Source organism: Phocaeicola coprocola (assembly GCF_041333015.1).
Taxonomy (GTDB): Bacteria; Bacteroidota; Bacteroidia; order Bacteroidales; family Bacteroidaceae; genus Phocaeicola; species Phocaeicola coprocola.
This window is the reverse complement of record NZ_JBGKGM010000001.1, coordinates 1,573,698-1,598,696: the sequence shown is the minus strand read 5'-3', so window position 1 is coordinate 1,598,696 and position 24,999 is coordinate 1,573,698. Positions and strand designations below refer to the sequence as shown.

At 42.1% G+C, this 24,999-nt stretch carries 21 protein-coding genes; 7 read left to right on the top strand and 14 right to left on the bottom strand.

The features are described from left to right. Positions 1-25 precede the first annotated feature (25 nt). Positions 26-868, bottom strand: a complete 843-nt coding sequence (locus ACDG22_RS06595; protein ID WP_007570110.1) for a CvfB family protein — start codon at positions 866-868, stop codon at positions 26-28. 252 nt (positions 869-1,120) lie between these two features. Between ACDG22_RS06595 and ACDG22_RS06590 the strand changes: the two genes are divergently transcribed. Next, a complete protein-coding gene (locus ACDG22_RS06590; RefSeq protein WP_270230362.1) occupies positions 1,121-1,990 on the top strand; it encodes an endonuclease/exonuclease/phosphatase family protein in 870 nt (289 codons plus the stop codon). 86 nt (positions 1,991-2,076) lie between these two features. Here the strand turns inward: ACDG22_RS06590 and ACDG22_RS06585 are convergent, their stop codons facing one another. The 3 genes from ACDG22_RS06585 to ACDG22_RS06575 are packed head-to-tail and all read right to left on the bottom strand — an operon-like array spanning position 2,077 to position 5,595. Beyond that, positions 2,077-2,727 (bottom strand): ABC transporter ATP-binding protein, encoded by a 651-nt coding sequence (locus tag ACDG22_RS06585; protein ID WP_007570106.1) that lies wholly within the window; start codon positions 2,725-2,727, stop codon positions 2,077-2,079. Between the two features lie 4 nt (positions 2,728-2,731). Next, complete coding sequence (locus tag ACDG22_RS06580; RefSeq protein WP_007570105.1) at positions 2,732-3,454, bottom strand: tRNA threonylcarbamoyladenosine dehydratase; 723 nt, start codon at positions 3,452-3,454, stop codon at positions 2,732-2,734. After that, positions 3,451-5,595, bottom strand: a complete 2,145-nt coding sequence (locus ACDG22_RS06575; protein WP_270668825.1) for a cation:proton antiporter — start codon at positions 5,593-5,595, stop codon at positions 3,451-3,453. Before ACDG22_RS06575 ends, ACDG22_RS06580 begins: the two co-directional genes overlap by 4 nt. A gap of 217 nt (positions 5,596-5,812) precedes the next feature. On the opposite strand from ACDG22_RS06575, the gene ACDG22_RS06570 reads away from it, so the two are divergent. Further along, positions 5,813-6,820, top strand: a complete 1,008-nt coding sequence (locus ACDG22_RS06570; RefSeq protein WP_007570102.1) for an aspartate-semialdehyde dehydrogenase — start codon at positions 5,813-5,815, stop codon at positions 6,818-6,820. Positions 6,821-6,925: 105 nt separating this feature from the next. After that, positions 6,926-7,474, top strand: coding sequence for a methylated-DNA--[protein]-cysteine S-methyltransferase (locus ACDG22_RS06565; RefSeq protein WP_007570100.1), 549 nt, complete (start codon positions 6,926-6,928; stop codon positions 7,472-7,474). Between the two features lie 182 nt (positions 7,475-7,656). On the opposite strand, the gene ACDG22_RS06560 is transcribed toward ACDG22_RS06565, so the two are convergent. The 6 genes from ACDG22_RS06560 to xseA all read right to left on the bottom strand — a co-directional run bounded on the left by ACDG22_RS06560 (position 7,657) and on the right by xseA (position 12,946). Continuing rightward, the gene (locus ACDG22_RS06560; RefSeq protein ID WP_007570099.1) at positions 7,657-8,757 is read right to left on the bottom strand and encodes an Mrp/NBP35 family ATP-binding protein; all 1,101 of its coding nucleotides are present in this window, start codon (positions 8,755-8,757) and stop codon (positions 7,657-7,659) included. A gap of 20 nt (positions 8,758-8,777) precedes the next feature. Then, positions 8,778-9,536 carry a tRNA (guanosine(46)-N7)-methyltransferase TrmB gene (gene trmB, locus ACDG22_RS06555; protein ID WP_204459817.1) on the bottom strand — a complete coding sequence of 253 codons (759 nt, stop codon included), beginning with the start codon at positions 9,534-9,536 and terminating at the stop codon, positions 8,778-8,780. 150 nt (positions 9,537-9,686) lie between these two features. After that, positions 9,687-10,298, bottom strand: coding sequence for a DUF975 family protein (locus ACDG22_RS06550; RefSeq protein ID WP_270230360.1), 612 nt, complete (start codon positions 10,296-10,298; stop codon positions 9,687-9,689). 30 nt (positions 10,299-10,328) lie between these two features. Beyond that, positions 10,329-11,348, bottom strand: coding sequence for a branched-chain amino acid aminotransferase (locus ACDG22_RS06545; RefSeq protein ID WP_270230359.1), 1,020 nt, complete (start codon positions 11,346-11,348; stop codon positions 10,329-10,331). Between the two features lie 78 nt (positions 11,349-11,426). After that, positions 11,427-11,645: an exodeoxyribonuclease VII small subunit gene (gene xseB, locus ACDG22_RS06540; RefSeq protein ID WP_270230358.1), complete on the bottom strand. Its 219-nt coding sequence runs from the start codon at positions 11,643-11,645 to the stop codon at positions 11,427-11,429. 2 nt (positions 11,646-11,647) lie between these two features. Beyond that, entirely contained in the window at positions 11,648-12,946 is a 1,299-nt protein-coding gene (gene xseA / locus ACDG22_RS06535; protein ID WP_007570089.1) for an exodeoxyribonuclease VII large subunit, read from the bottom strand. A gap of 98 nt (positions 12,947-13,044) precedes the next feature. On the opposite strand from xseA, the gene ACDG22_RS06530 reads away from it, so the two are divergent. Together ACDG22_RS06530 and ACDG22_RS06525 are read left to right on the top strand one after the other, a co-directional pair. Beyond that, entirely contained in the window at positions 13,045-14,406 is a 1,362-nt protein-coding gene (locus tag ACDG22_RS06530) for an MATE family efflux transporter (protein WP_270211984.1), read from the top strand. A 51-nt stretch (positions 14,407-14,457) separates the two neighbouring features. Next, complete coding sequence (locus ACDG22_RS06525; RefSeq protein ID WP_007570085.1) at positions 14,458-15,090, top strand: cytidylate kinase-like family protein; 633 nt, start codon at positions 14,458-14,460, stop codon at positions 15,088-15,090. A gap of 144 nt (positions 15,091-15,234) precedes the next feature. Here the strand turns inward: ACDG22_RS06525 and ACDG22_RS06520 are convergent, their stop codons facing one another. Then, positions 15,235-17,352, bottom strand: coding sequence for an RNA degradosome polyphosphate kinase (locus tag ACDG22_RS06520; protein WP_270211981.1), 2,118 nt, complete (start codon positions 17,350-17,352; stop codon positions 15,235-15,237). Between the two features lie 61 nt (positions 17,353-17,413). On the opposite strand from ACDG22_RS06520, the gene ACDG22_RS06515 reads away from it, so the two are divergent. Both ACDG22_RS06515 and rfbB read left to right on the top strand, forming a co-directional pair. Beyond that, positions 17,414-17,905 carry a metallophosphoesterase family protein gene (locus ACDG22_RS06515; RefSeq protein ID WP_204459810.1) on the top strand — a complete coding sequence of 164 codons (492 nt, stop codon included), beginning with the start codon at positions 17,414-17,416 and terminating at the stop codon, positions 17,903-17,905. A gap of 60 nt (positions 17,906-17,965) precedes the next feature. Then, on the top strand, positions 17,966-19,105 hold the full coding sequence (rfbB, locus tag ACDG22_RS06510; RefSeq protein WP_007566281.1) for a dTDP-glucose 4,6-dehydratase: 1,140 nt from the start codon (positions 17,966-17,968) through the stop codon (positions 19,103-19,105). Between the two features lie 488 nt (positions 19,106-19,593). Here the strand turns inward: rfbB and thrC are convergent, their stop codons facing one another. The 3 genes from thrC to thrA are packed head-to-tail and all read right to left on the bottom strand — an operon-like array spanning position 19,594 to position 24,553. Continuing rightward, positions 19,594-20,895: a threonine synthase gene (gene thrC / locus ACDG22_RS06505; RefSeq protein WP_270230357.1), complete on the bottom strand. Its 1,302-nt coding sequence runs from the start codon at positions 20,893-20,895 to the stop codon at positions 19,594-19,596. 6 nt (positions 20,896-20,901) lie between these two features. After that, entirely contained in the window at positions 20,902-22,116 is a 1,215-nt protein-coding gene (locus ACDG22_RS06500; protein ID WP_270230356.1) for a cofactor-independent phosphoglycerate mutase, read from the bottom strand. Positions 22,117-22,120: 4 nt separating this feature from the next. Then, a complete protein-coding gene (gene thrA, locus ACDG22_RS06495) occupies positions 22,121-24,553 on the bottom strand; it encodes a bifunctional aspartate kinase/homoserine dehydrogenase I (RefSeq protein WP_177593352.1) in 2,433 nt (810 codons plus the stop codon). Positions 24,554-24,999: the final 446 nt, after the last annotated feature.

Here is a 24,999-nt window from a genome sequence, read left to right as displayed (position 1 = left end):
CATGAAGGAGTTTTTTATGAGGTAGTTATTCTTTTACGAGCCTTATACCGTCATCTTCCAATACTATCAGACGCTTTTTATATAAATCTCCGACAGCCTTCTTAAATGTCTTCTTGCTTACCCCGAACGTATTATATATCTGTTCGGCATCTGTCTTGTCATTTATCGGTGTATATCCGTCGTTATCTTTGATATACTGCAACAGAAGTTCTGCAAAATCATCGACCTTCTTCACTCCTCTTTTCTGAAGTTCCAGGTCTATTTTTCCATCTTCACGCACACGTTTCACATAAGCATGCAAACGCATTCCCGGCTCCAGCGGCTGGAAAATCTCATTATGAAACAACATGCCCGAATATTTGTTATCTACAATAACCTTGAATCCCAAATCGGTTTTCTGCCATACAAGCACCTCAGCTTCATCACCCTGATTATACTCAGGACGTTCCTTCGACAGATAATGCTCTATCTTAGCCGATGCCACAATACGGTAACTTTCCTCATCCAGATGTACATGCACCAGATATCGTCCTCCTTTCTGCATCTTGGCCTTCTGTTCACGGAACGGAACAAAAAGGTCCTTCATCAGTCCCCAATCCAGAAATGCACCATACTGGTTTACCCATGCTACTTCCAGACAGGCAAATTCTCCTACTTGAACATAGGGCTCCAGCGTAGTAGCTACCAAGCGCTCATCCATATCAAGATAAATGAACACGTTCAGCACATCGCCCGGTTTACATCCCTGAGGCACATAACGCTTGGGAAGCAATATTTCGCCATCTTCATCACCATTAAGGTACATGCCGAAATCAACTTCCTTAACAACTTCCAACTGATTATATCTTCCTAACTGTATATGACTCATAACAATCACTTATTTCTGCCAAAGATAGCACAAAAAACTTATATACCCGACAAATGAGAGCTACAAAAGAAAGTCTGACAAACCTATTGACTACATTTGCTAAGTCTGAAAGTCATGAAATAAAGTTTTATGGTTATTTTTATCAGAAAATTTATTCCGCCTATAAGTGAAAAACATCATAAAATTGTTTTACTTAGCGGAACATTTTCAAACGAAAAACAACATATAGCATATCATTAAATTTTTTATTCTATGAAACACTCACTTTTCACTTTGGGAATCGTGGCAGCTTCACTTTCTGTCGCCACTCTTTCGTGCACAACTCAACAACAGCCTACAGAAGTTACTTGGGGAACATTCAACATCCGTTATGATAATCCAGGCGACAGCCTGAACAACTGGCAATACCGGAAAGACAATGTAGCTCAATTCATCAAATCACAGGACATCGACATCGTTGGTATGCAAGAGGTTCTTCACAATCAGCTGGAGGATTTAAAATCACGCCTGCCAGAATATGCAGAAGTTGGTGTAGGACGTGAAGATGGAAAAACAAAGGGAGAATACTCACCTCTATTCTACAAGAAAGACCGCTTCGAAGTACTCGACAGTAACACTTTCTGGCTCTCACAATATCCGGACAGTATAGGATTTATCGGATGGGACGGAGCTTGCAGCCGCATTGCAACATGGGCAAAACTGAAGGACAAGAAAACCGGAAAGATCTTTATGGCAGTAAATACCCATTTCGACCATGTAGGAACGGAAGCCAGAAGAAAAGGAGCCCTGCTGATCATTGAAAAAATTAAAGAAATTGTGGGCGATCAGCCGGCTGTACTGACTGGAGATTTCAACGTAACAGACCAGTCGGAAGCTTATGAAACTATAACAACCAATGAGTTTGTACTGAAAGATGCGTATAAAGAAGCTGCACAACGCGAAGGAGTAGATTACACCTTCCACGACTTCGGACGTATCCCTGCCGACTCTTGCGACAAGATTGACTTCATCTTTGTTACCCCACAGATCAAAGTTGAAAGCAGCTATATTCCTCAAGAAGCTGAAGAAGCCGGACAATTCTTGTCTGACCACAACCCTGAGGTAGTTCATCTGTCATTCTAAATGGATTTTATAAAAAAGATTTGCATCAGAAAAGACTGTTCAAAGTCAATTCTGATGCAAATCTGCATATGTAAAGATGTAGCTTGCTATTTTATCATTCCATCTACAATGTGAATTGTACGGTCAGTCTGCGCAGCCAGTTCCTCATCGTGGGTTACAATAACAAAAGTCTGTCCCAGTTTATCACGCAAATCGAAGAACAAGCGGTGAAGTTCAATCTTATTCTGTGTATCCAGACTGCCAGAAGGTTCATCTGCCAGTACGACAGAAGGATGATTTATCAGTGCACGCGCTACGGCAACACGCTGTTTTTCTCCTCCCGACAGTTCAGCCGGTTTGTGCGAGGCACGTTCGGCAAGTCCCAGAAAATCCAACATTTCACGGGCATTTTTCTTTGCCTCAGAAGCAGAAATTCCCTGAATTAAAGCAGGAATCATTACATTCTCCAATGCCGTAAATTCAGGCAACAGCTGATGAAACTGAAAAACGAATCCGATTTCCTTGTTTCTGAAAGCCGACAGTTCTTTCTCTTTCAGACGGTTTACTTCCGTATCATTCAGCACTATCCTTCCGCTATCAGGTTTATCGAGCGTACCCATTATCTGAAGCAAGGTAGTCTTTCCTGCCCCGCTAGGTCCGACAATACTTACTACTTCTCCTTTATTTATTATAAGGTCTATCCCTTTCAATACCTGCAGTGAACCAAAGCTCTTGGTTATTCCTTCCAACTGAATCATCGTTCTACAATTTTCGTATTACATATTCTGCCAGATAACAGCCAAATACGGCGGGCATATAGCTCACTGTTCCGGCTGTAGACTTTTTATTCTGTTCATCGTCTACCAGTATAACAGCATTCGGATCTGCCTGTTCGGTACTGAACACTACCGGCAACTTACGTTTCATTCCCATTTTCTGCAAACGTTTACGCACTGCCTTACTCAGTCCGCAATGATAAGTTTCCCATAAGTCAGCAAAACGCACCTGCGTAATATCTCGTTTGGCTCCGGCCCCCATGCTGCTTACAATCTTAATACCACGCTGCAAGGCATGGTAAATAAGATAACACTTGGGAGCTACCGTATCAATTGCATCAACCACAAAGTCGAATTTGGCACTGTCAAGCAGTTCAGGTATTGCTTCATCCTTCAGATACACTGGCAATACCGTAAGTTGAAGTTCCGGATTTATATCGAGAAAACGCTCTGCCAGAACCTCAGCCTTCTGTCTGCCTAGTGAAGAGTGTGTAGCAGGGAGCTGCCTGTTAATATTGCTGGGTTGTACTGTATCGGCATCTACAATAGTCATCCGGCCTACTCCAGCACGGCAAATCATTTCCGCTGCATAGGCTCCCACTCCTCCGAGTCCGACCACCAGTACATGTGCCTGTCTTAAACGGTCGGTCTTATCTTTTCCCAACAACAACTCGGTGCGTTGCTGCCAGGCCTTACTATCTTCGCTCATGAATTCTTTTTAAACCATTTATAGAACCAGTTGCCCACCTTATCATAATATTGTGTTTCAGCCCATCCGCGCGGATCGGAGAACGACAGACTTTCATTCGGATCACCCTTCTGTTCGGGATAAAGCAACATGATGCTGTTATTATTAAAATATTTAGATATCTGCATCGGCAATCGCTCAAAAGCTGAATCATATGAGATAGAGCCACGGCGTGCACTGATGATTACCAGCAAATGATCATAGTTCACCTGTCCGGTCAAAAGAAGCAAGTCATCCCAGTCCTCCAGCTCAGAATAAGCCACACGCGTATCCTTATGCTTTTTCTGTATATATCCACGTATATAACCCAATGTCTGGGGATGAGCATAGAAGTGTACCCTACATCCCAACCGGCTGCTCATACGACACATGTGAGTTATCCATTTCATAAATCCGTGTTCGAACTCAGCTTTCGGAGGTACAGCCACGATAATACGCCTCAACGTATTGACAGGAATCAGGAAGCGTGCTACCATCACTTGCAGATAAGTATTTTTCAGCAGATTTTCTGTCAGATTACCAAAGAAAGAATCGACGATACTCATTTTACAATGCAGACCAATGATGATATTCGTCGCTTCGTATTCCTTCGCAGTATGCAAGATACCGGTAGTAATATTCAAGTCGAAACGCGATACGGTTTTCAGCCTTACGCTGGTCGAAGCCGCTATCTGTGCTGCACGTTCCAGACTGCGTTTGCCACGCATTTCCTGTTTTACCGAACCGTTATTATCGTTGATTACGTTTAGAGCTACCAGATTATCCGGCTGCTTTTCGTCGCGTACCACCATAGCCAGACTCATCAGACTTTCCAGCGTTTCAGGATTTGCTACTGGAATCAGGAATTTTTCTTTTTCCTGAGCCTTCTCGTCACTCACTTCCGCATCGTCCATTGCAATACGTTTGGCCGCATGCTCTGTAATAAACGAACTAACCACACAGGTCACCAGAATAAGTAAGATTGTTCCATTCAGTACATCTTCGTTCAACAGACGTTCTCCATTGGGAAGAATGATATTATATCCCACCAGTACGGCTGCCAGTGTAGCAGCTGCCTGTGCATTGCTCAAGCCGAACATCAGTTCACGCTCCAAAGCACGCATCTTATATATCTTCTGTGTAAGCCATGAAGCAATCCATTTACCCAACAGTGCAACAATAATCATCACTACAGCTACCTTGACAGAATCTATATGACCGAACAAGACATTTACGTCGATCAACATTCCCACACCGATAAGGAAATAAGGAATAAACAAAGCGTTTCCTACAAACTCCAGATGACTCATCAGCGGAGAAACATGAGGTATCAGCCTGTTTAATACCAGACCGGCAAGAAAAGCACCCAAAATACCTTCCATTCCCACAAACTCCATCAGTCCGGCTCCGAGGAAAACCATTGCCATTACAAAGATATACTGCACTACATTGTCACTGTAACGACGGAAGAACCACCGTCCGATACGAGGGAAAGCATACATAATGACTACGCTCAGCACAACAACTTTCAGCACCAGCCATATCCAGAACATTTCGGAAGTTTCACCCTTATACATACCTCCCACTACTGCCAGAACCAGCAATGTCAGTGTATCTGTCACAGCAGTACCTCCCACGGCAATGCTTACAGCCCGCTGACGGTTAATGCCATAGCGGATTACAATAGGATAAGCAATCAACGTATGCGACGCATACATACTGGCCAGCAAAACCGAAGTAGCCAGACTATAACCAAGCAGGTGAAGATTGGTCCATATACCTATTCCCAACGGAAAAATAAAAGCCAGCACTCCCAGCACGGTAGCCTTTACACGAATGCTCTTAAAATCCTCCATGTTCATTTCGAGTCCGGCAAGGAACATGATATAATAAAGTCCCACCTTGCCAAACAGCTCAAAACTGCTGTCACGTGCCAATATATTGAATCCATGCTCACCGATAACGACTCCCGCCAGAATCATACCGATAATGTGAGGAATACGCAACCGTTCCAAAACAATGGGAGCGAACAATATAACAACCAGCACCAGGAAAAAAATCCACGTAGGGTCGGTGACAGGAAGATGAAAATCAAAGTTTACAAAATCGAGCACTTCTTTCATAAATAGGCGTTACTATTTCATTTTAGAAACAAAAATACAAAAAAACTTCCTATTTTCCGTATTAATAATTCAGAATGTTTTATTTTTGCAATCGGAAATATTGGCAGACGAAACACATCGTTTCAAAAACAAATAAGTTTCTTAACAAAGAGAAGATAAAACAGTCTGCACAGTAAGAAAATGTAAGTATTAACAGTTTAAGAATTTGTAAAAGAAAATGAGAGTAGCTATTGTTGGTGCAAGCGGAGCAGTAGGACAGGAGTTCCTGCGTGTGCTTGATGAGAGAAATTTTCCGATAGACGAATTGTTATTATTCGGTTCTTCACGCAGTGCAGGACGAAAATACACGTTCCGCGGAAAAGAAATCGAAGTGAAACTGCTGCAACACAATGATGACTTCAAAGGTGTTGATGTTGCCTTCACTTCTGCAGGAGCAGGTACTTCTAAGGAATTTGCCGAAACTATCACCAAATACGGCGCTGTAATGATAGACAACTCAAGTGCATTCCGTATGGATGCTGATATTCCTTTGGTAGTACCCGAAGTAAATGCTGAAGACGCTTTAAACCGTCCGCGTGGTATTATCGCTAACCCGAACTGTACTACTATACAGATGGTGGTAGCATTGAAGGCTATCGAAAAACTGTCACATATCAAACGTGTACATGTTTCTACTTATCAGGCTGCCAGTGGAGCTGGTGCAGCTGCAATGGACGAACTCTACGAACAATACCGTCAGGTACTTGCCGGCGAACCTGTAACTGTTGAAAAGTTCGCTTACCAGCTTGCGTTCAACCTGATACCTCAAATCGACGTATTTACCGACAACGGTTATACTAAAGAGGAAATGAAAATGTTCAACGAAACACGTAAGATCATGCACTCTGACGTAAAAGTAAGCGCAACTTGTGTACGTGTTCCGGCTCTTCGTTCTCACTCAGAAAGCATCTGGGTAGAAACAGAACGTCCGGTTTCTGTAGAAGAAGCTCGTCAGGCTTTTGCTGAAGGAGAAGGTCTGGTACTGATGGATAATCCTGAAAAGAAAGAATATCCGATGCCGTTGTTCCTCGCAGGTAAAGATCCTGTATATGTAGGACGTATCCGTAAGGATCTTGCAGACGAAAACGGTCTGACATTCTGGATTGTTGGTGACCAGATAAAGAAGGGTGCTGCGCTGAATGCTGTACAGATTGCCGAATACTTGATTAAAGTAAAGAACATCTAAGAAACCAATTCCATTCATTATACACGAAGAGATAAAACATCTTCTGTCGCCACGTAACAGGGAAGATTGTTTTATCTCTTCTTTTTATTTTCTGCTTTTCTATCTATGGAATACACCAGCCATTATAATTCTCCACTCGGACAGATCACTTTAGCCAGTAACGGAACATGCCTCACCGGTTTATGGTTCGAAGGCCAAAAGTTTTTTGCACGTACGCTGGCCAATTGCACTCAAGAAAAAGATCTTCCCGTTTTTCACCAAACATCCGAATGGCTGGATTGCTATTTCAGTGGAAAGAAACCTGACTTTACCCCTGCTCTCCAGCTGAATGACACACCCTTCCGAATTGCTGTATGGAAAATCCTGCAACAGATACCTTACGGAGAAGCAGTTACTTATAAAGATATTGCTCAAGAAATAGCACGACAGAAAGGTATTTCAAGCATGTCGGCACAAGCTATAGGAGGAGCAGTAGGACACAACCCTATCAGTATTATCATTCCTTGCCACCGTGTAATAGGAAGTAACGGTAACCTGACGGGATATGCAGGAGGGCTTGACCGGAAAATAAACTTACTAGCTCTTGAGGGTGCTGACATTGCAAAATACCTCATATCCACAACTGATTTCATACACGTTAAAAAAACATGCTGATGTTTCTTCTAAAAGATGCTCATGTTTTCCCAAAAAGATGCTGATGTTTTACAGAACTTTTGCCCATATTTTTCAAAAACATGCTGATGTTTTCAGTACACCATACCTCTAAAAAGAGAACACCATCTTCTGCACATGCAAAAGATGGTGTTTTCCTTTCAATATCTGTTATAAAGATATTCTTATTTATGCGTTTTTACAATCTGAGTCGGAGCTAGTTCGGCATTACGCTTTTCAGTCTGTGCTACAACGTTACGTGCCAGTTCAAGGAAAGCTTGTCCGGTCACAGAGTTTTCATCCAGCGCAACCGGTGTACCTTTATCTCCGTTTTCACAGATACTCTGTACGATAGGAATCTGTCCCAGCAACGGAACATTCAGTTCTTCGGCCAGTTTCTTTGTTCCTTCTTTTCCGAAAATATAATATTTGTTTTCAGGCAGCTCTGCTGGAGTAAACCACGACATATTCTCTACCAGTCCGAGAATAGGTACGTTTACCTTATCGTTCATGTACATATTGATACCTTTGCGTGCATCGGCAAGAGCAACCTGCTGAGGAGTGCTGACGATAACAGCTCCTGTAATAGCCAACGTCTGAAGCAAAGTCAGATGAATATCGCTTGTTCCCGGAGGAGTATCGAGAATAAAATAATCCAAATCTCCCCATTTGGCATCACCGACCAGCTGTTTCAAGGCATTGCTAGCCATACCTCCACGCCATAAAGTAGCCTGATCCGGATCGACAAAGAAGCCGATAGAAAGCAGTTCGATACCATACTTTTCAATCGGAACAATCAAATCACGACCATCTACCATTTCAGCATAAGGACGAGCATCTTCTACCTGGAACATTTTAGGTACAGAAGGTCCGAAGATATCCGCATCGAGCAAACCTACTTTATAACCCAGTTTCGAAAGTGCTACTGCCAGATTGGCCGCTACGGTAGACTTTCCTACTCCACCCTTACCGGAAGAAACGGCAATCACGTTCTTTACCTGCGGAAGCATCTTTCCCGGTTCCGGACGGGCAGCCTGACGACTTTCTGTAGCAATCGTTACTTCTACATCCTTTGATATATAGGTGTGAATAGCAGTTTCGGCAGATTTAACTACCGATTTCATAAACGGATCGGTCGGTTTCTCGAATATCAATGAGAAGCTCACCTTCATCCCGTCAATACGAATATTATCGGCCACCATTTCGGCTTCTACAATATTCTTTCCATTTCCCGGATAACGCACCGTTGCCAGCGCATCAAGAATAAGTTTTGGATAAAGTGTCATAATATCTCAAATTATTATTATTATTTACTTGTTTTCAGCCCGCTGCGTTTGCTGCGGTTGTAACTGCGATAATCATCCAGTTCAATTTCTACATCCGGTTCCTGCAACTCTCCTTCCTGAGGCAGACGGAACTTGATGTACTTTATATTTAAGCCACGATCCAGCCATTGCTGTTCGTAATAGGTACGGATACTCAGAATATCATCATCCATACCCGAATGGTACAGGTCATCGGTCATAAACTCTACCGGCAGATTATTGGCTTCTATCATGTATTTGGTGTAAGTATACATGAAATTACTGTCGGTCTTGAGATGTACCAGTCCGTCGGGCACAAGAAACTTACGGTAACGGTTCATGAAATAGGTAGAAGTAAGTCGCTTGGTAGCCTTCTTCATCTGCGGATCAGAGAAAGTCAGCCAGATTTCACTCACTTCTCCCGGAGCAAAGAAGCGGTCGATAATTTCGATATTGGTACGCAGAAAAGCAGCGTTTTTCAATCCTTCATTCAAGGCTTCGGTAGCTCCTGTCCACATACGTGCACCTTTTATATCTACTCCGATAAAGTTTTTGTCGGCATAACGTCGTGCCAGTCCCACGGTATATTCACCGCGACCGCACCCCAATTCCAATACAATCGGATTATCGTTCTTAAAGAAATCCTTGTTCCATTTTCCTTTCATCTCGAACGGAACATCATCTACCACCGAATATGGATATTCGAACACATGCGGATACTCCGCCATATCTGCAAACTTTGCCAGCTTTCCTTTTCCCATTTTTTACTGAGTTCTTCTTGTTTTGGGCACAAAGTTACGTTTTTTCACCGGAACGGACAAAAAAGATTTACTACAGAAACACCACGGGCAGACAGAGATTTCAACCTCTCTGCCTGCCCGTTATATATACAATGATTACAACTATCCGTATTATACTTCTTCGCTGGCGTTTCTACTGCTCAATTCTGCTTTCAGATCTTCATAAAAAGCTGCACGTGCAGTAGACATATAAGGCTGCAAAAACAGTAATCCGATACCCAAAGTCAATACAGATAAAATCATCCAGCCGATAAAACTCAAATCAAGCAAGAATAACTTCATCTTATAACCGTTCATCATGCTCATACTTTTTTCGATAGCAGCATTGTATTTCAATTCCGGTTCATCTTTTAATATATAATAAGTCATAGCATAAGAATACGATTTGATAATACCCGGAACAATCAGCAGACAAGTCCATAACACCGTATAAATAGCGACTAAAATACCCGTACCCCAAATTCTTCCGAAATTCTTGAATCCATCAAACAGTTTTCCAATCTCAAGCGGTTTTCCTTCGCGGAACAAGTCGAGGAACAATATGGCAAATCCATACACAAGCGGATACGTTATTATAAGTGAAACAACAGTTCCCACCTTAGGAATAGAACTAACACCTCCTGCTATCAGTAAATATAGCAACGTAACAAGTGCAGCTATCGTCCAGTTACCCGACAGTGTAGTACGTGAAGCTGCGCGCAATTCAGAATTAAGTTTTAACATAGTATTAGATTTTAAAGGTTAATAATTCATTTACTCTACAATCATTACCCATCCGTATGAATCTGCTTCATCACCATACTGGATAGCACGCAGTTTGTTGTAAAGCTTTTCACTGATAGCACCCGGCTTACCGTCTTTTGCGATGACATACGATTTATGGTTTTCCAAATCGTCGATACGTTCAATCGGACTGATAACGGCTGCTGTTCCACATGCACCTGCTTCTTCGAATGTAGCAAGTTCTTCTTCCGGAATAGGACGGCGTTCTACCTTCATACCCATATCTTCTGCAAGCTGCATCAAGCTGCGGTTTGTAATAGAAGGAAGGATAGAAGAAGACAACGGTGTAACATATGTGTTATCTTTGATACCGAAGAAATTGGCAGCTCCACACTCATCAATATATTTCTTTTCCTTGGCATCCAGATAAAATTCACTGGCATAACCTGCATCGTGAGCCATCTTATTGGCACGAAGACTGGCAGCATAGTTACCACCGACCTTGAATGTACCGGTTCCCAGCGGAGCAGCACGGTCGAACTCACGAATAATAACATAAGGATTGGTTGCAAAACCACCTTTGAAATAAGGACCTACCGGAGTAACGAAAATGACAAAAAGATATTCGCTTGCCGGATGAACACCTACCTGTGCACCCGTACCGATCAGCAACGGACGAATATAAAGAGATGCACCGCTTTCATAAGGAGGAATGAAACGCTCGTTTGCCTTTACAACCATACGTACAGCTTCACAGAACTTTTCAGTCGACAGTTCCGGCATCAGAATACCTCTACAAGTACTTTGCAGACGTTCTGCATTAGCCTGCGGACGGAATACACGGATTTTTCCATCTTTTCCACGATAAGCCTTCAATCCTTCGAAAGCTTCCTGTCCGTAATGCAGACAAGTAGCAGCCATATGAATATTCAATGTTTCTTCCGAACAAAGTTCCAGTTCACCCCATTTTCCGTCGCGATAGTAGCAACGTACATTGTAATCTGTCTTCATATAGCCGAAAGACAGTTTAGACCAATCTATTTCTTTCATTGTTAATATAATGTTTATGTTTTACATTCCGTTACAAGTATTTAAGCAAAAGTAAAGTTTATATTTGCAAAATCCAACTTAATCACAGCTTTTTTCCACTTTATCACCCTCATCGAGCATCTTTTTGATTTCAGCATCTGCTTTATACAGTTTATCCCGACAATACTTTATCAGTTTTTGAGCTTCTTTCAGATTATCGCCCAGCTCGTCTATATCGAGTTCGTTGCTTTCTATTCGTGCCACGATAGCTTCCAGGCGTTTCATTGCTTCGGTATAAGTTTCTTTTTTTGTTGCCATAATTATATCACTTTACTCTTAAATTCTCCTTTCGCTACTTTAGTAACAACTTCATCACCGGGAAGAAGTTGTGTTGCATCCGTTACCGCTCTCCCATTTTTTAAGGTAATACTGTACCCTTTCTTTAACAACAGTTCCGGAGAAGAGGCCTTGACTTGTTGTTCGATCAGTGCCAGACGATGCTTTTCCCGTTGTAGAATCACCTCCAAAGCCGTAGCTATACGACGGTCAATCTGCAACCGGTGTTCTTCTTTCAGGAAACGTGTCTGCCATCCCATCTGTATCTGCTTGGTCAGTCTTTCCTGACGGAAATGTTCATGCTGGAGGCGCATCTGTACCCGTACAGGAATGCGAGATACCCAATGCTCAAACTGTTCCTTTTTACGAGTAAACAAAACCGGCAGTTCCTGATAAATAAATTGTGTATAGCGTTCAAGGCGTTCTGCTGTCTGCCTCAAATGATTTATCAGAAACTCGGCAGCAGCAGTCGGAGTTTTAACTCGTGTATGCGATACCATATCGAGTACCGTATCATCACGTTCATGACCAATGCCGGTTATGACAGGTAATGGAAACTGTGCACAGTGTGTAGCAAGCTCATACGTATCGAATCCGGACAAATCGGATGTAGCCCCTCCTCCACGGATAATGACAACGACGTCCCAACGGTCGCATTCTGCATTGATCCGTTCCAGAGCAGAAATAATAGAACTTTCTACAGCTTCTCCCTGCATGACTGCCGGAAACAATCGAGAATGGAAAGCAAAGCCAAAGGCGTTGTTCTCCAATTGATTACAAAAATCACCATAACCGGCTGCTGTAGCCGAAGATATAACCGCGATACGCTGTGTAAGTTCCGGCAATTCCAGTTCCTTATTCAGTGTCAGGACACCCTCTTCATCCAGACGTTTCAGAATTTCTTTCCGGCGAAGTGCCATATCACCCAGCGTGTAAGTAGGATCTATATCTGTTACAGTCAACGAATATCCATAAAGTTCATGAAAATCGACACTGACCTTCACCAATACCTTAATACCCGAAACGAATGCCTGACCGGTTTCCCGTTCGAAATAAGCTTTCAGCTGATAATATACATTACTCCAGATAATCCCCCTTGCCTTTGCAATCAGGGCATTGCTTTTTGCATCCTTCTGCACAAACTCCAGATAACAATGGCCGGAATAATTTGCCCGCACATCGCTAAGCTCCGCCTGTACCCAATAAGTATCAGGAAGACAAGTACGAATACTTTTGCGTACCAGTGAGTTCAGTTCTTGCAAAGATAAAGATGAATGTTCCATAAAATCTGACACTTTCGATGATGCAAAGATAAAGAAAGTTTTTCCTTGTATGGAATTTTAAGTACCTTTACCGCGAATTTAATCGTAAAAAGAGTTTTATGACACAAAAAGGAACAGCAACCGAACTGGGAAACCAACCCATCGGCAAACTATTGACGCAGTATGCCATTCCGGCCATTATCGCGATGACAGCATCTTCACTTTATAACATGGTAGACAGTATTTTTATCGGACATGGAGTAGGTGCCATGGCTATTTCGGGTCTTGCCATTACTTTCCCTCTGATGAACCTGGCTGCTGCTTTCGGTTCACTGGTAGGTGTAGGAGCCTCTACCCTTGTTTCTGTTAAGTTAGGACAAAAAGATTATTCCACAGCCCAACAGATTTTAGGGAATGTAGTATCCCTAAACCTGATTATCGGTATCTTGTTTACGATACTGACACTTGCTTTTCTTGATCCTATCCTGTACTTTTTCGGAGCCAGTGAAGTTACTCTACCCTATGCACGCGACTATATGGTCACCATTCTTCTCGGAAACGTAGTTACTCATATGTATCTGGGACTAAACTCCGTACTGCGTTCTGCCGGTCATCCGCAAAAGGCAATGGCAGCAACCATACTGACCGTCGTCATCAATACCCTATTAGACCCTTTGTTCATTTACGGATTCGGTATGGGAATACGTGGAGCAGCTATAGCAACCATTCTGGCACAGATTATATCTTTATGCTGGCTAATTAAAATATTTTGCAATAAAAACGAACTTTTACATTTCCGCCGCGGTATTTACCGATTGAAAGGCGTGTTGGTAGAAAATATTATCGGAATCGGTCTTGCTCCTTTCTTCATGAACGTAGCCTCTTGTATGATAGTGATTCTGATCAACAAAGGGCTGAAACTGTACGACGGCGACCTTGCCATAGGAGCCTTCGGTATAGTAAACCGAATTGTATTTCTTTTCGTAATGATTGTCATGGGGTTAAACCAAGGTATGCAACCTATTGCCGGATACAATTTCGGGGCACGTCAATTTCATCGGGTAAACCATGTAATGAAACTGACCGTAATAGCTGCTACAATCGTCACATCTACCGGCTTTCTTGTTGGTGAACTTATACCGGAACTTGCTGTATCGGCTTTTACAACCGACAGCAAGTTGATCGAACTGTCCGCACGGGGACTCCGAATAACTGTCATGTTCTTCCCGATTATCGGATTCCAGATGGTAACATCTAACTTTTTCCAGAGTATCGGAATGGCAAAAAAGGCCATTATCCTTTCATTAAGCCGTCAGGTACTGATTCTTATCCCATGCCTGCTGATACTTCCTTTATTCTGGGGAGCAGACGGAATCTGGTTCAGCATGCCGATATCCGATGTCCTAGCCAGCCTGATTGCAGGATTTATGCTATACAACCAGTTCAAGCAATTCAAGCAAAAGGCAGCAGAAATAAATTAAAAGCAAAAATTTTTATTTATATTTGCCTTACAAACCAAACCTCATTCAATTATGAACAATCACTATATAATTAACCTCGGACGTCAGCTGGGCAGCGGCGGAAAGGAAATTGGTGAAAAACTGGCTAAAGACTTAGGTATAGCTTTCTACGATAAAGAACTGATCAATCTGGCTTCTAAAGAAAGCGGACTATGTAAAGAGTTCTTTGAAAAAGCAGACGAGAAGGCTTCGCAAAGCATCTTGGGAGGATTGTTCGGAACACGTTTTCCTTTTATAACAGAAGGAGCTTATCCATATAACTCTTATTTAAGCAACGATTCGCTGTTCAAGATACAAAGTGATGTGATACGTCATCTGGCAGAACAAAAGTCGTGTCTGTTTGTAGGACGCTGTGCAGATTATATTTTACGCGATTTCCCGCGTTGTGCCAACATTTTCGTATCAGCTTCTCCCGAAGCGCGCATTGAAAGACTGATGAAACTGCATAACATCAGTGCAGAAAAAGCAGAAGAACTGATGGAGAAAGCAGACAAAAAACGTTCTTCATATTACAACTACTACAGCTATAAGACATGGGGAGCAGCTGCAACCTATCACCTTTGCATCGATTCTTCGGTTTTAGGCATTGACGGAACTGTTGAATTCATCAAACAATTCGTAAAGCTGAAATTACAGCTTCCTTAAATTCTTAGAAAGTTATTTCACAGTCAAAAGAGAATATGTCTAAACCATATATTCTCTTATATAATAAAAGAACCATATCATTACTCACCCAATTAGAATCTGATATGGTTCTTTTTTATTTAGCTTATCGGTTGCTACACTTTTTCAAACTTTCTGTTTAGTTTTACGAGCTTTCTCCTCACACAGATTTTGAGAATTATCAGAACAGTTCTCAATATTTTTCTTATACAAATACTGATAAAAATCATATTGAGCACGTACTTTCGGTTCGTCAGGAGTACGTTTGAATATATTCTTCAGTTCCTTGTCTACCCAGCAAGCTTTCCAGTTAGCACGAAGCTGCATATCGAGCATATCTATTAATTCCTGCTTCAAGCTCTTGTCCAAAACAGGTGTTACAGCCTCTATACGGCGATACAGATTACGCCTCATCCAATCAGGAGAACCGATAAACAACCGCGGATCTCCATCATTACCGAAATACCATACGCGGGCATGTTCCAGAAAACTGTCGACAATACGGGTAACACGAATATTGCTACTAAACGACTCTCCGGAAACCAGACAGCATATTCCTCGTACAATCAGATCTATTTTTACCCCGGCCTCGCTTGCTTTGTACAGTTCGTCTATCATGGTGAGGTCTTGTAAAGCATTCATCTTAAGAATAATTCTCCCCTGCCTGCCAGCTTTAGCCAAAGCAATTTCATGATGAATCATACGTTTTAACTCTGGAAGCAAGTTAAAACGGGCTATCAGCAAACGTTTAAACCGAGGTTCATCCACTTCCTTACGCAAAAAACGGAACAGCGTATGCATATCTTCCACTATCACCCGATTGCACGTAAATAGCGCAATATCGGAATAAATCTTAGCTGTTTTCTCATTGAAATTTCCTGTACTTACATAGGCATAGCTACGTATTTGTTCCCCTTTTTTATTATAACGTAATACAAGTGCGACCTTAGCATGTACCTTGAGTCCCGGAATACTGTACAGTATCCTGATTCCGGCTTTCTTCATCAGTTCGGCCGTAGCCAGATTGTTTTCTTCGTCGAAACGAGCCTTCAGCTCTACAAACACTGTTACCTGTTTACCGTTTTGCGCGGCGGCAATCAGCGTATTGATAACCTCCGAATGTTCGGCTACCCGATATTGGGTAATCATAATCTCCCGACATAAGGGATCGTGAACAGCCTCGTAAAGAAAATGTGTAAAATGATCGAAACTATGATACGGATAATGCAACATCAAATCCTTACGAGCTATCCGGCGATACATAAAATTCTTACCTTCCAGTCCGGAAAGCCTCATCGGAACCGGCTTAGCCAAAGGCTTCAAATCTGGATTCGGATTAGGTAGTGAAGACAAATCTTCCAAATTCAAATGTTTATCTCCCGGAACCAGTTCCTCATTGTCGATAGAAAAAGCATCGGTCAGAAACTCCAGGAAATCAGCAGGCATCTTACGATCGTACACAAAACGTGCTATCGCTCCAATCTTACGCTTCTTAACTTTCTCTTTCAGTTTCTCCACCATATTTTCCGAAGGAACATCATCTACAAATACATCCGCATCACGCGAAATTTTACAGCAATAGCTGCAATCTACATCGTAGCCGACAAAAACTTCAGCAAGATTAGCCTTTACGATATCCTCCAGAAACATCAGATAATAATTATCACCTTGTTTGGGAAGTTCCACGAAACGAGGTACCTTGCTGTATGGCATCTTGATAATGAAATACTCCATCCGTTCTGTTTCATGGCAACGCACCCGTACCGCCAGATACTGGCGTTTATCACGAAGAAACATCCTGACCTTCTCTTTTTCAATCTTTACCGGTTGCAAGTAAGGAAATACTTCCTCCATGAAAAAGCGATGTACAAAATCACGGTGAAAATCTTCCACTTCCCTTTTCGACTGATAAAAGATTATATGATTCTGACGGAGTCCGGGCAATATCTTCTGCTCGTAAATCCGGATTCTGTCTTCCAGTTGTGCATTGACTATCTCCGCAATTTTACGAATCAGCTCATGTGCCTGGTCTACAGTCATGTCTTCGCTTTTTCCACCGGAAGCAACAACTTTATGTTCGGCAACACGGACCTTATAGAACTCCTCCAGATTGGATGAATAAATTGCAATGAAGTTTATCCGCTCATACAATGGCAAATCATCGTCATCAGCTTCAAGCAACACACGATGATTGAAGGAAAGCCAGCTTATGTCGCGGTTAAAATATCTATATTGTTTTTCCATAATGCCATGAATCAAGGTTGAGTCAAAAATACTATCTTTGTCCGACAAAACCAAAGAAAAAATGACAAGAATCGGATTATTATCGGACACTCACGGCTACTGGGACGAACGTTACCTGAAATATTTTGATCCGTGCGACCAGATATGGCATGCCGGCGATATCGGTTCGATGGAAGTAGCAGAACGACTCGCAGCCTTCCGCCCCCTGAAAGCAGTATATGGAAATATAGACGGACAAGACATGAGGCACACGTTTCCTGAAACAGCACGCTTCACCGTCGACGGAGCAGATGTACTGATGAAACATATAGGAGGATATCCCGGTAAATATGATCCTTCTATCCGCTCTGTCCTTTTTGCCAATCCTCCCAAGCTTTTTATAAGCGGTCATTCACATATTCTGAAGGTGAAATATGACCAGACACTCGGATTACTGCACATAAATCCCGGAGCAGCAGGAATATACGGATTCCATACGGTCCGTACTTTAGTACGTTTCAGCATCGACAACGGAAACTTTTCCGACCTGGAAGTAATAGAATTAAACAAGTAATTGTTTGCCTGATTAAAAAAACTTTCCGAAATTTGTAACCGATTTTAAGCAACATCTTATATGAAAACTTATTTAGTAACAGGAGCAGCCGGATTTATCGGCGCCAATTATATAAAGTATATCTTAGCAAAACACGAAGACATTAAGGTTGTTATACTTGACGCTTTGACTTATGCCGGAAATCTAGGTACTATTGCCAAAGATGTAGACAACGAACGTTGCTTTTTCATAAAAGGCAACATATGCGACCGTGAGCTTGCCGACCGACTTTTTTCAGAATATAAATTCGATTATATCGTAAATTTCGCTGCCGAAAGCCACGTAGACCGCAGTATAGAAAATCCACAGCTGTTCCTTCAGACTAATATCCTGGGAACTCAAAACCTGCTGGATGCAGCCCGCCGTGCATGGGTTACCGGAAAAGACGAAAACGGTTATCCTACATGGAGAAAAGATGTACGCTATCATCAGGTATCAACCGACGAAGTATATGGTTCGCTGGGTGAAGAAGGCTTCTTCACTGAAGAAACTCCTTTATGCCCGCACAGCCCATACAGTGCGTCAAAGACCAGTGCCGATTTAATCGTAATGGCATATCGTGACACTTATAAGATGCCGGTTACTATCACACGTTGCTCAAACAATTACGGTCCTTATCACTTCCCGGAAAAACTGATTCCGTTAATTATCAAAAATATCCTTGAAGGAAAACGCCTTCCAGTCTATGGAAACGGTACAAACGTACGCGACTGGTTGTATGTAGAAGACCACTGCAAGGCTATCGATCTGGTAGTACGCCAGGGTAAGAACGGAGAAATTTACAATGTAGGCGGACATAACGAAAAACAGAATATAGAAATCGTAAAACTTACCATTGCTACAATCCGACGTTTAATGGAAGAAGAACCTGCTTACCGTAAGGTTTTGAAGAAAAAAGAACTGGATGAAAATGGTGAAATCCGCATCGACTGGATAAACGATTCACTGATTACTTTTGTAAAAGACCGTTTGGGACATGACCAGCGTTATGCTATCGACCCGACTAAAATTACTCGTGAACTAGGATGGACTCCCGAAACTAAGTTCGAAGATGGTATTGTAAAAACCATTATCTGGTATTTGAACAATCAGGACTGGGTAAAGAGCGTTACTAGCGGTGACTATCAGAATTACTACGAAAACATGTATAAAAACAGATAAATATATTTTTATCTGAACTGCTATATAACAAAAAATGTCCCGCAGGATTGAAAACAAATCCTGCGGGACTTTTTGTCTTTATACCTCATACATACAATACATTATTATTGTTTAGCAATCTATATTAACTTTCTACCAGCAAACTGACATTCTTTTGAGGCTCAAAATAGAAAATAACAGACTTACTTATATTGTATCCATACGTTAGAGTACAAAAAATCCCCTGCTTTAGCTTTGTTCATATTGATAATGTGGCTAAAAGCAGGAGATTTTTTACTATTAAAGTTTCAACCTATAAGATTTTTACTTTATACTTTATTTTAAGACAAGTTCGGAAAGCTGATAAAACATCAGGAAAAAGCCTTATTTTTTTGTACAAAGAAGTACAACTTTTGTAGAAAAATAAAAAAAACATCAGCATGTTTTCTCTGCCTTTTCAGCAAAAATAAAAACACTTTCCCAAATGAATCATAAAAAGCTGTCAATCACTACTGTTTCAGCAGATAAGCTTTAAATGACGCAAAGTCTTTTTGCATAGGTACACTTTGTTTTGTACCACGCATGAAAGCCTGTAGCTTTTCGGGTATCTTTACTTCTGTACCGATAATCGCTTCTACTGTTTGCAGGAACTTCGCCGGATGAGCAGTTTCAAGAAAGACCCCGTTTTCTTCAGGCTGCAAGTCTTCTGCCAAGGCACGATACCCACATGCACCATGAGGATCGAGCAGATATCCGGTTTCTTCGTAAGTTTTCTGTACTGTTTCACGTATCTGTTCGTCGGTATAAGTCTCCCCACTAATTTCGGATGCTATAGCATCGTGACTACCTTCATATAAATCGAGGATACGGGCAAAATTACTCGGATCTCCTACATCCATAGCATTGGCAATGGTTGCTATTGAGGGTCGAGGACTGTATTCTCCAGTCTTCAGGTATTGATAAAAGATGTCATTACGGTTATTTGCCGCAATGAAGCGTTTCACGGGTAGTCCCATACGCTTACCAAACAGGCCGGCTGTTATGTTTCCGAAGTTTCCGCTAGGCACGCAAATCACCAAATTGTCTGCTTTTCCTCGCTTTTTCATCTGTGCATACGCATAGAAATAATAAAAAGCCTGAGGCAAGAAACGGGCCACATTGATAGAGTTTGCCGAAGTGAGCTGCATATGTTCGTTCAGTTCCTTATCCATAAAGGCATTCTTCACCAGTGCCTGACAGTCGTCGAACGTACCGTCTACTTCAATAGCCGTTATATTCTGTCCGAGTGTAGTAAACTGCTTTTCCTGAATCTCGCTGACTTTACCTTTCGGGTAAAGCACATATACATGAATCCCTTCTACCCCCAGAAAACCATTTGCTACGGCACTGCCTGTATCTCCGGAAGTAGCAACCAGTACATTCACCTGTTTCTTGCCTTCCTTACGGATGAAATATCCCAGCAAGCGTGCCATGAAACGTCCGCCTACATCCTTAAAAGCCAATGTAGGACCATGAAACAGTTCCAGCGAGTAAATATTGTCCTTCACCTTCACTACCGGAGCATCAAAACTAAGTGTATCGTATACAATGTGTTTCAACGTTTCGGCAGGAACATCTTCACCGAAAAAAGCATCAGCTACACGATAAGCTATTTCCTGAAACGAAAGATTTTCTATCTCATCATAAAAAGACTGAGGCAAAGCCTTGATGGCACGAGGCATATACAAACCTTTATCGCCTGCCAGTCCACGTACTACAGCTTCCTCAAGTGTTGCGTCGGAAGCCTTCTTATTTGTACTGTAATATTTCATAACTCTCTAGTGTAAATTCATAAACTCATTCATAAACTCATCTTTTTCCATCGTACCGTATCCTCCTTCCCGGCAGGCTATTTCATCGTAACTCTGCACGCTATCGGGAGTAATACCTGGATAATAAATCAGGAAAGGTATCGGTTCGGCTGTATGTGTACGCAGTTCGCACGGAGTAGGATGATCGGGCAACACAGCTATCGCTACCGGCTCATCCCAGTTTTTTACTTCTTCGTAAATAGGTCCGACTGCACGGCTGTCCAGATATTCAATGGTTTTCAGCTTCAAGTCTATATCTCCTTCATGTCCGGCCTCATCACTAGCCTCGATATGCAGGTAAACAAAGTCATCAGTTTTTAACGCTTCGATAGCTGCCTGAGCCTTGCCTTCGTAATTCGTATTGTAAAGTCCGGTAGCTCCCTCTACATCTATACAACGCAGCCCCGCATAACGTCCGATACCACGAATCAAATCGACAGCTGTAATGACCGCCCCTTTATGAATGGAAGGGTATTTCTGTGATAAAGGTTCCATCTGCGGACGATACCCCGGGCTCCACGGCCAAATGCTGTTGGCTGCATCTTTTCCTTCCGCCAGACGCTTCTGATTGACCGGATGAGTGGCAAGCAATTCCTGCGACTTCAGAATCAAGGCATTCAGCAAGTCGGCAGTTTCTTGTGCTTCCGGACATAAGGCTTTTACCAGATTCGGACGGAAAGGCTTCAACGGAACATCGTGTGGCGGCACACAAGCCAGACGTTTGTCGCCTCCTTTGATGACAAGCAAATGACGATATTGTACTCCCGTATAAAAACGAATACGGTCTGTACCTAATTTCTCATCAAGAAACTTAATCAGCTGGTCGGCTTCTTCGGTCGTGATATGTCCTGCCGAATGATTTTTCAGGATATCTCCTTCTACACAAATCAGGTTGCAGCGCATAGCCATATCGCCCGGTTCCAGATCTACACCGATACTGGCAGCCTCAAGTACGCCTCTTCCTTCGTAAACTAACGGTAGGTCGTAACCCATAACCGACATGTTCGCAACTTCACTTCCGGGATGAAAACCGTCGGCAACTGTTTTCAGCATCCCCGTACGCCCCATCTGGGCTAGTTTGTCCATGTACGGAGTATTTGCATATTGTAGCAATGTTTTGTTTCCCAGCGATGGTACGGCCCAGTCCGCCATACCGTCGCCTAAAATAATAATGTACTTCATAAGCCTAAATGTTTGCGATACTCATTATATCGGCAAAGACTCCGGCTGCGGTAACACCTGCTCCGGCTCCATAACCCTGAATGAGCATCGGGTACTCGTTATATCGTTCAGTTGTAAGCAAAATAATATTATTACTGCCTTCCAGTGTATAGAACGGATGATTCCGGCCTACTTCCTGCAAAGCCACGACTCCATGTCCATTTTCCAGACTAGCTACAAAACGCCAGTGTTTTCCTTCTTTTTCCAACACTTTACGACGTGCTTCAAATTCATCGTCAAGAGCTGGAATCTTTTTCCAGAAGTCATCCAGTGAACCTTCGAACAATTCGTTAGGAATAAACAAGTGCTTCTCTACATCTTCCTGATTCAACCGATATCCTGCTTCGCGTGCCAGAATAACAAGTTTGCGGATAACATCTTTCCCGCTCAGGTCGATACGCGGATCAGGTTCTGAATATCCTTCTTCTTTTGCTTTATGAATAGTTTCACTAAGAGGTACATCGGCACTGATAGTATTGAATATGTAGTTCAGTGTACCGCTAAGTACAGCTTCAATCTTTACAATTTTATCTCCACTGTTTATCAAATCGTTTATCGTATTTATCACAGGAAGACCTGCTCCCACATTTGTTTCAAACAAGAATTTCACTCCACGCTGGCGAGCAATCTGCTTCAGTTCCGCATAATTCTCGTATTCCGACGATGCGGCAATCTTATTGGCTGCTACAACCGAAATATTGTGACTTAAAAATTCCTTATAAAGTCCGGCTATTTCTGGGCTTGCAGTACAGTCCACAAATACAGAATTGAAAATATTCATGCCAACAATCTCATCCTGAAGTACCTGAGGAGATGAAGGTATTCCTTTTTCATCCAATTCCTGACGATAGTTAGACAGGTCGATTCCTCTGCGGGTAAATAAAGCTTTATGTCCATTGGCTATACCTACCACATTCAGCATCAGTCCACGTTCACGTTTCAGTCGTTCCTGCTGACTGCTGATCTGTTCGATAAGACTATGCCCTACCGTTCCGATACCACAAATGAAAAGGTTCAGTACCTGGTATTCGGACAAGAAGAAAGAATCGTGAATAACATTCAATGTCTTACGCAACGAAGCTCCTTCTACTACAAACGAAATATTTGTTTCGGAAGCTCCCTGTGCACAAGCTATCACGTTGATACCGTTACGTCCCAGTGTACCAAACAACTTTCCGGCAATACCCGGTGTATGCTTCATGTTCTCTCCTACGATAGCCACAGTAGCCAGTCCGCTTTCCGCTTTCATCGGGCTGATTTCGCCCATTTCTATTTCCTTGGCAAACTCTTCATTCAATACTTCGCAAGCTAGATCAGCATCCACGGTCCGTACACCTATAGACGTTGAATTCTCCGAAGAAGCCTGTGAAACGAGGAACACACTGATACCATTTTCAGCCAATGTCTTGAATATTCGGTAGTTCACTCCAATCACACCGACCATTCCCAGTCCGGTCATGGTTATCAGACACGTGTCATTAATAGAAGAAATACCCTTAATGGCTTTCGATGAGTGATCAGCCTCCTGTTTTACGATAGTTCCCGGAGCATCTGGATTGAACGTATTCTTTATTAAAATAGGTATATTCTTATGACAAACCGGATAAATAGTAGGGGGATAAACTACCTTCGCACCAAAGTTACACAACTCCATTGCCTCTACGTAACTCAATTCCGTAATAGGATATGCAGTACTGATAACTCTCGGATCGGCTGTCATGAAACCATCTACATCTGTCCAAATCTCCAGCACATCGGCATCCAGTGCAGCTGCCAGAATAGAAGCTGTATAATCGGAACCGCCTCGTCCAAGATTGGTCACTTCTCCTGTAGTCTTATCAGTAGAAATAAATCCAGGAACAAGTGATATAGAAGGAATTTCATGGAACGTTTCACGAACCAGACGATTGGTTAGTTCCGAATCAAGTATATGTTTGTTGTGTTTCTTTTCTGTTTTAATAAACAGACGGGAATCAAACCACTGGGCTCCTTCTATCAGTGTTGCTACGATAATAGAAGAAAGACGTTCGCCATAGCTTACAATTGTAGCCGAAGTCTTTGGCGACAAATCACGTATAAGATATATTCCCTGAAAAATATCTTTCAGTTCACTCAGCAGTTCATTCACACAGTCAAGCAGCAATTCACGTTTCTGTCCTGCCGGAATGACGGTATAAACCATTTCTATATGACGGTTTACAATCTCCTTCATCTCCTTTTCATAACCGGAATCACCGTTGGCAGCCATAGTCGAAGTCTTAATCAACTTATCAGTTATACCACCCAATGCTGAAACGACTACTATCACTTTATCATCAACCGCTTCAACAATTTTCTTTACATTCAACATGCTGCTGACAGAACCCACTGATGTTCCACCGAATTTTAATACCTTCATGTACTTATATTTTTATAACAAGGACTGTTCTTTCATACAAGAAAGCCCACTTGTCAGATAAAACAAAATAAATAATTGATTAAAATAAAACGAAATGCCTGAGTCCACAGGCGTGTAACACGTAGAAACACCTAAATACAATCTCTCACCCCCGAGGGGTCATCCCGGTTACAGATGTGAATGTTGCAGTGCGCCCCATTCCGACCATCATTGTGATATGAAGAGAGTATTTGTTCATGTATTATTGTTTTGTTGTCGGCAAATATAGTAACATTTTTCTTCAATCAAACATTTTTCAACTATTTTTTCGCATAAAAAGTAGAAAAATTGGGACAAAACGTTTATTTCATCACTAAACCCATCCTCTTTTCATAGAAGGCACATTTATTTATTCACAATAAAAATCCCGCTCTTTTATCATACTAAATACAGACATTCACTCATAG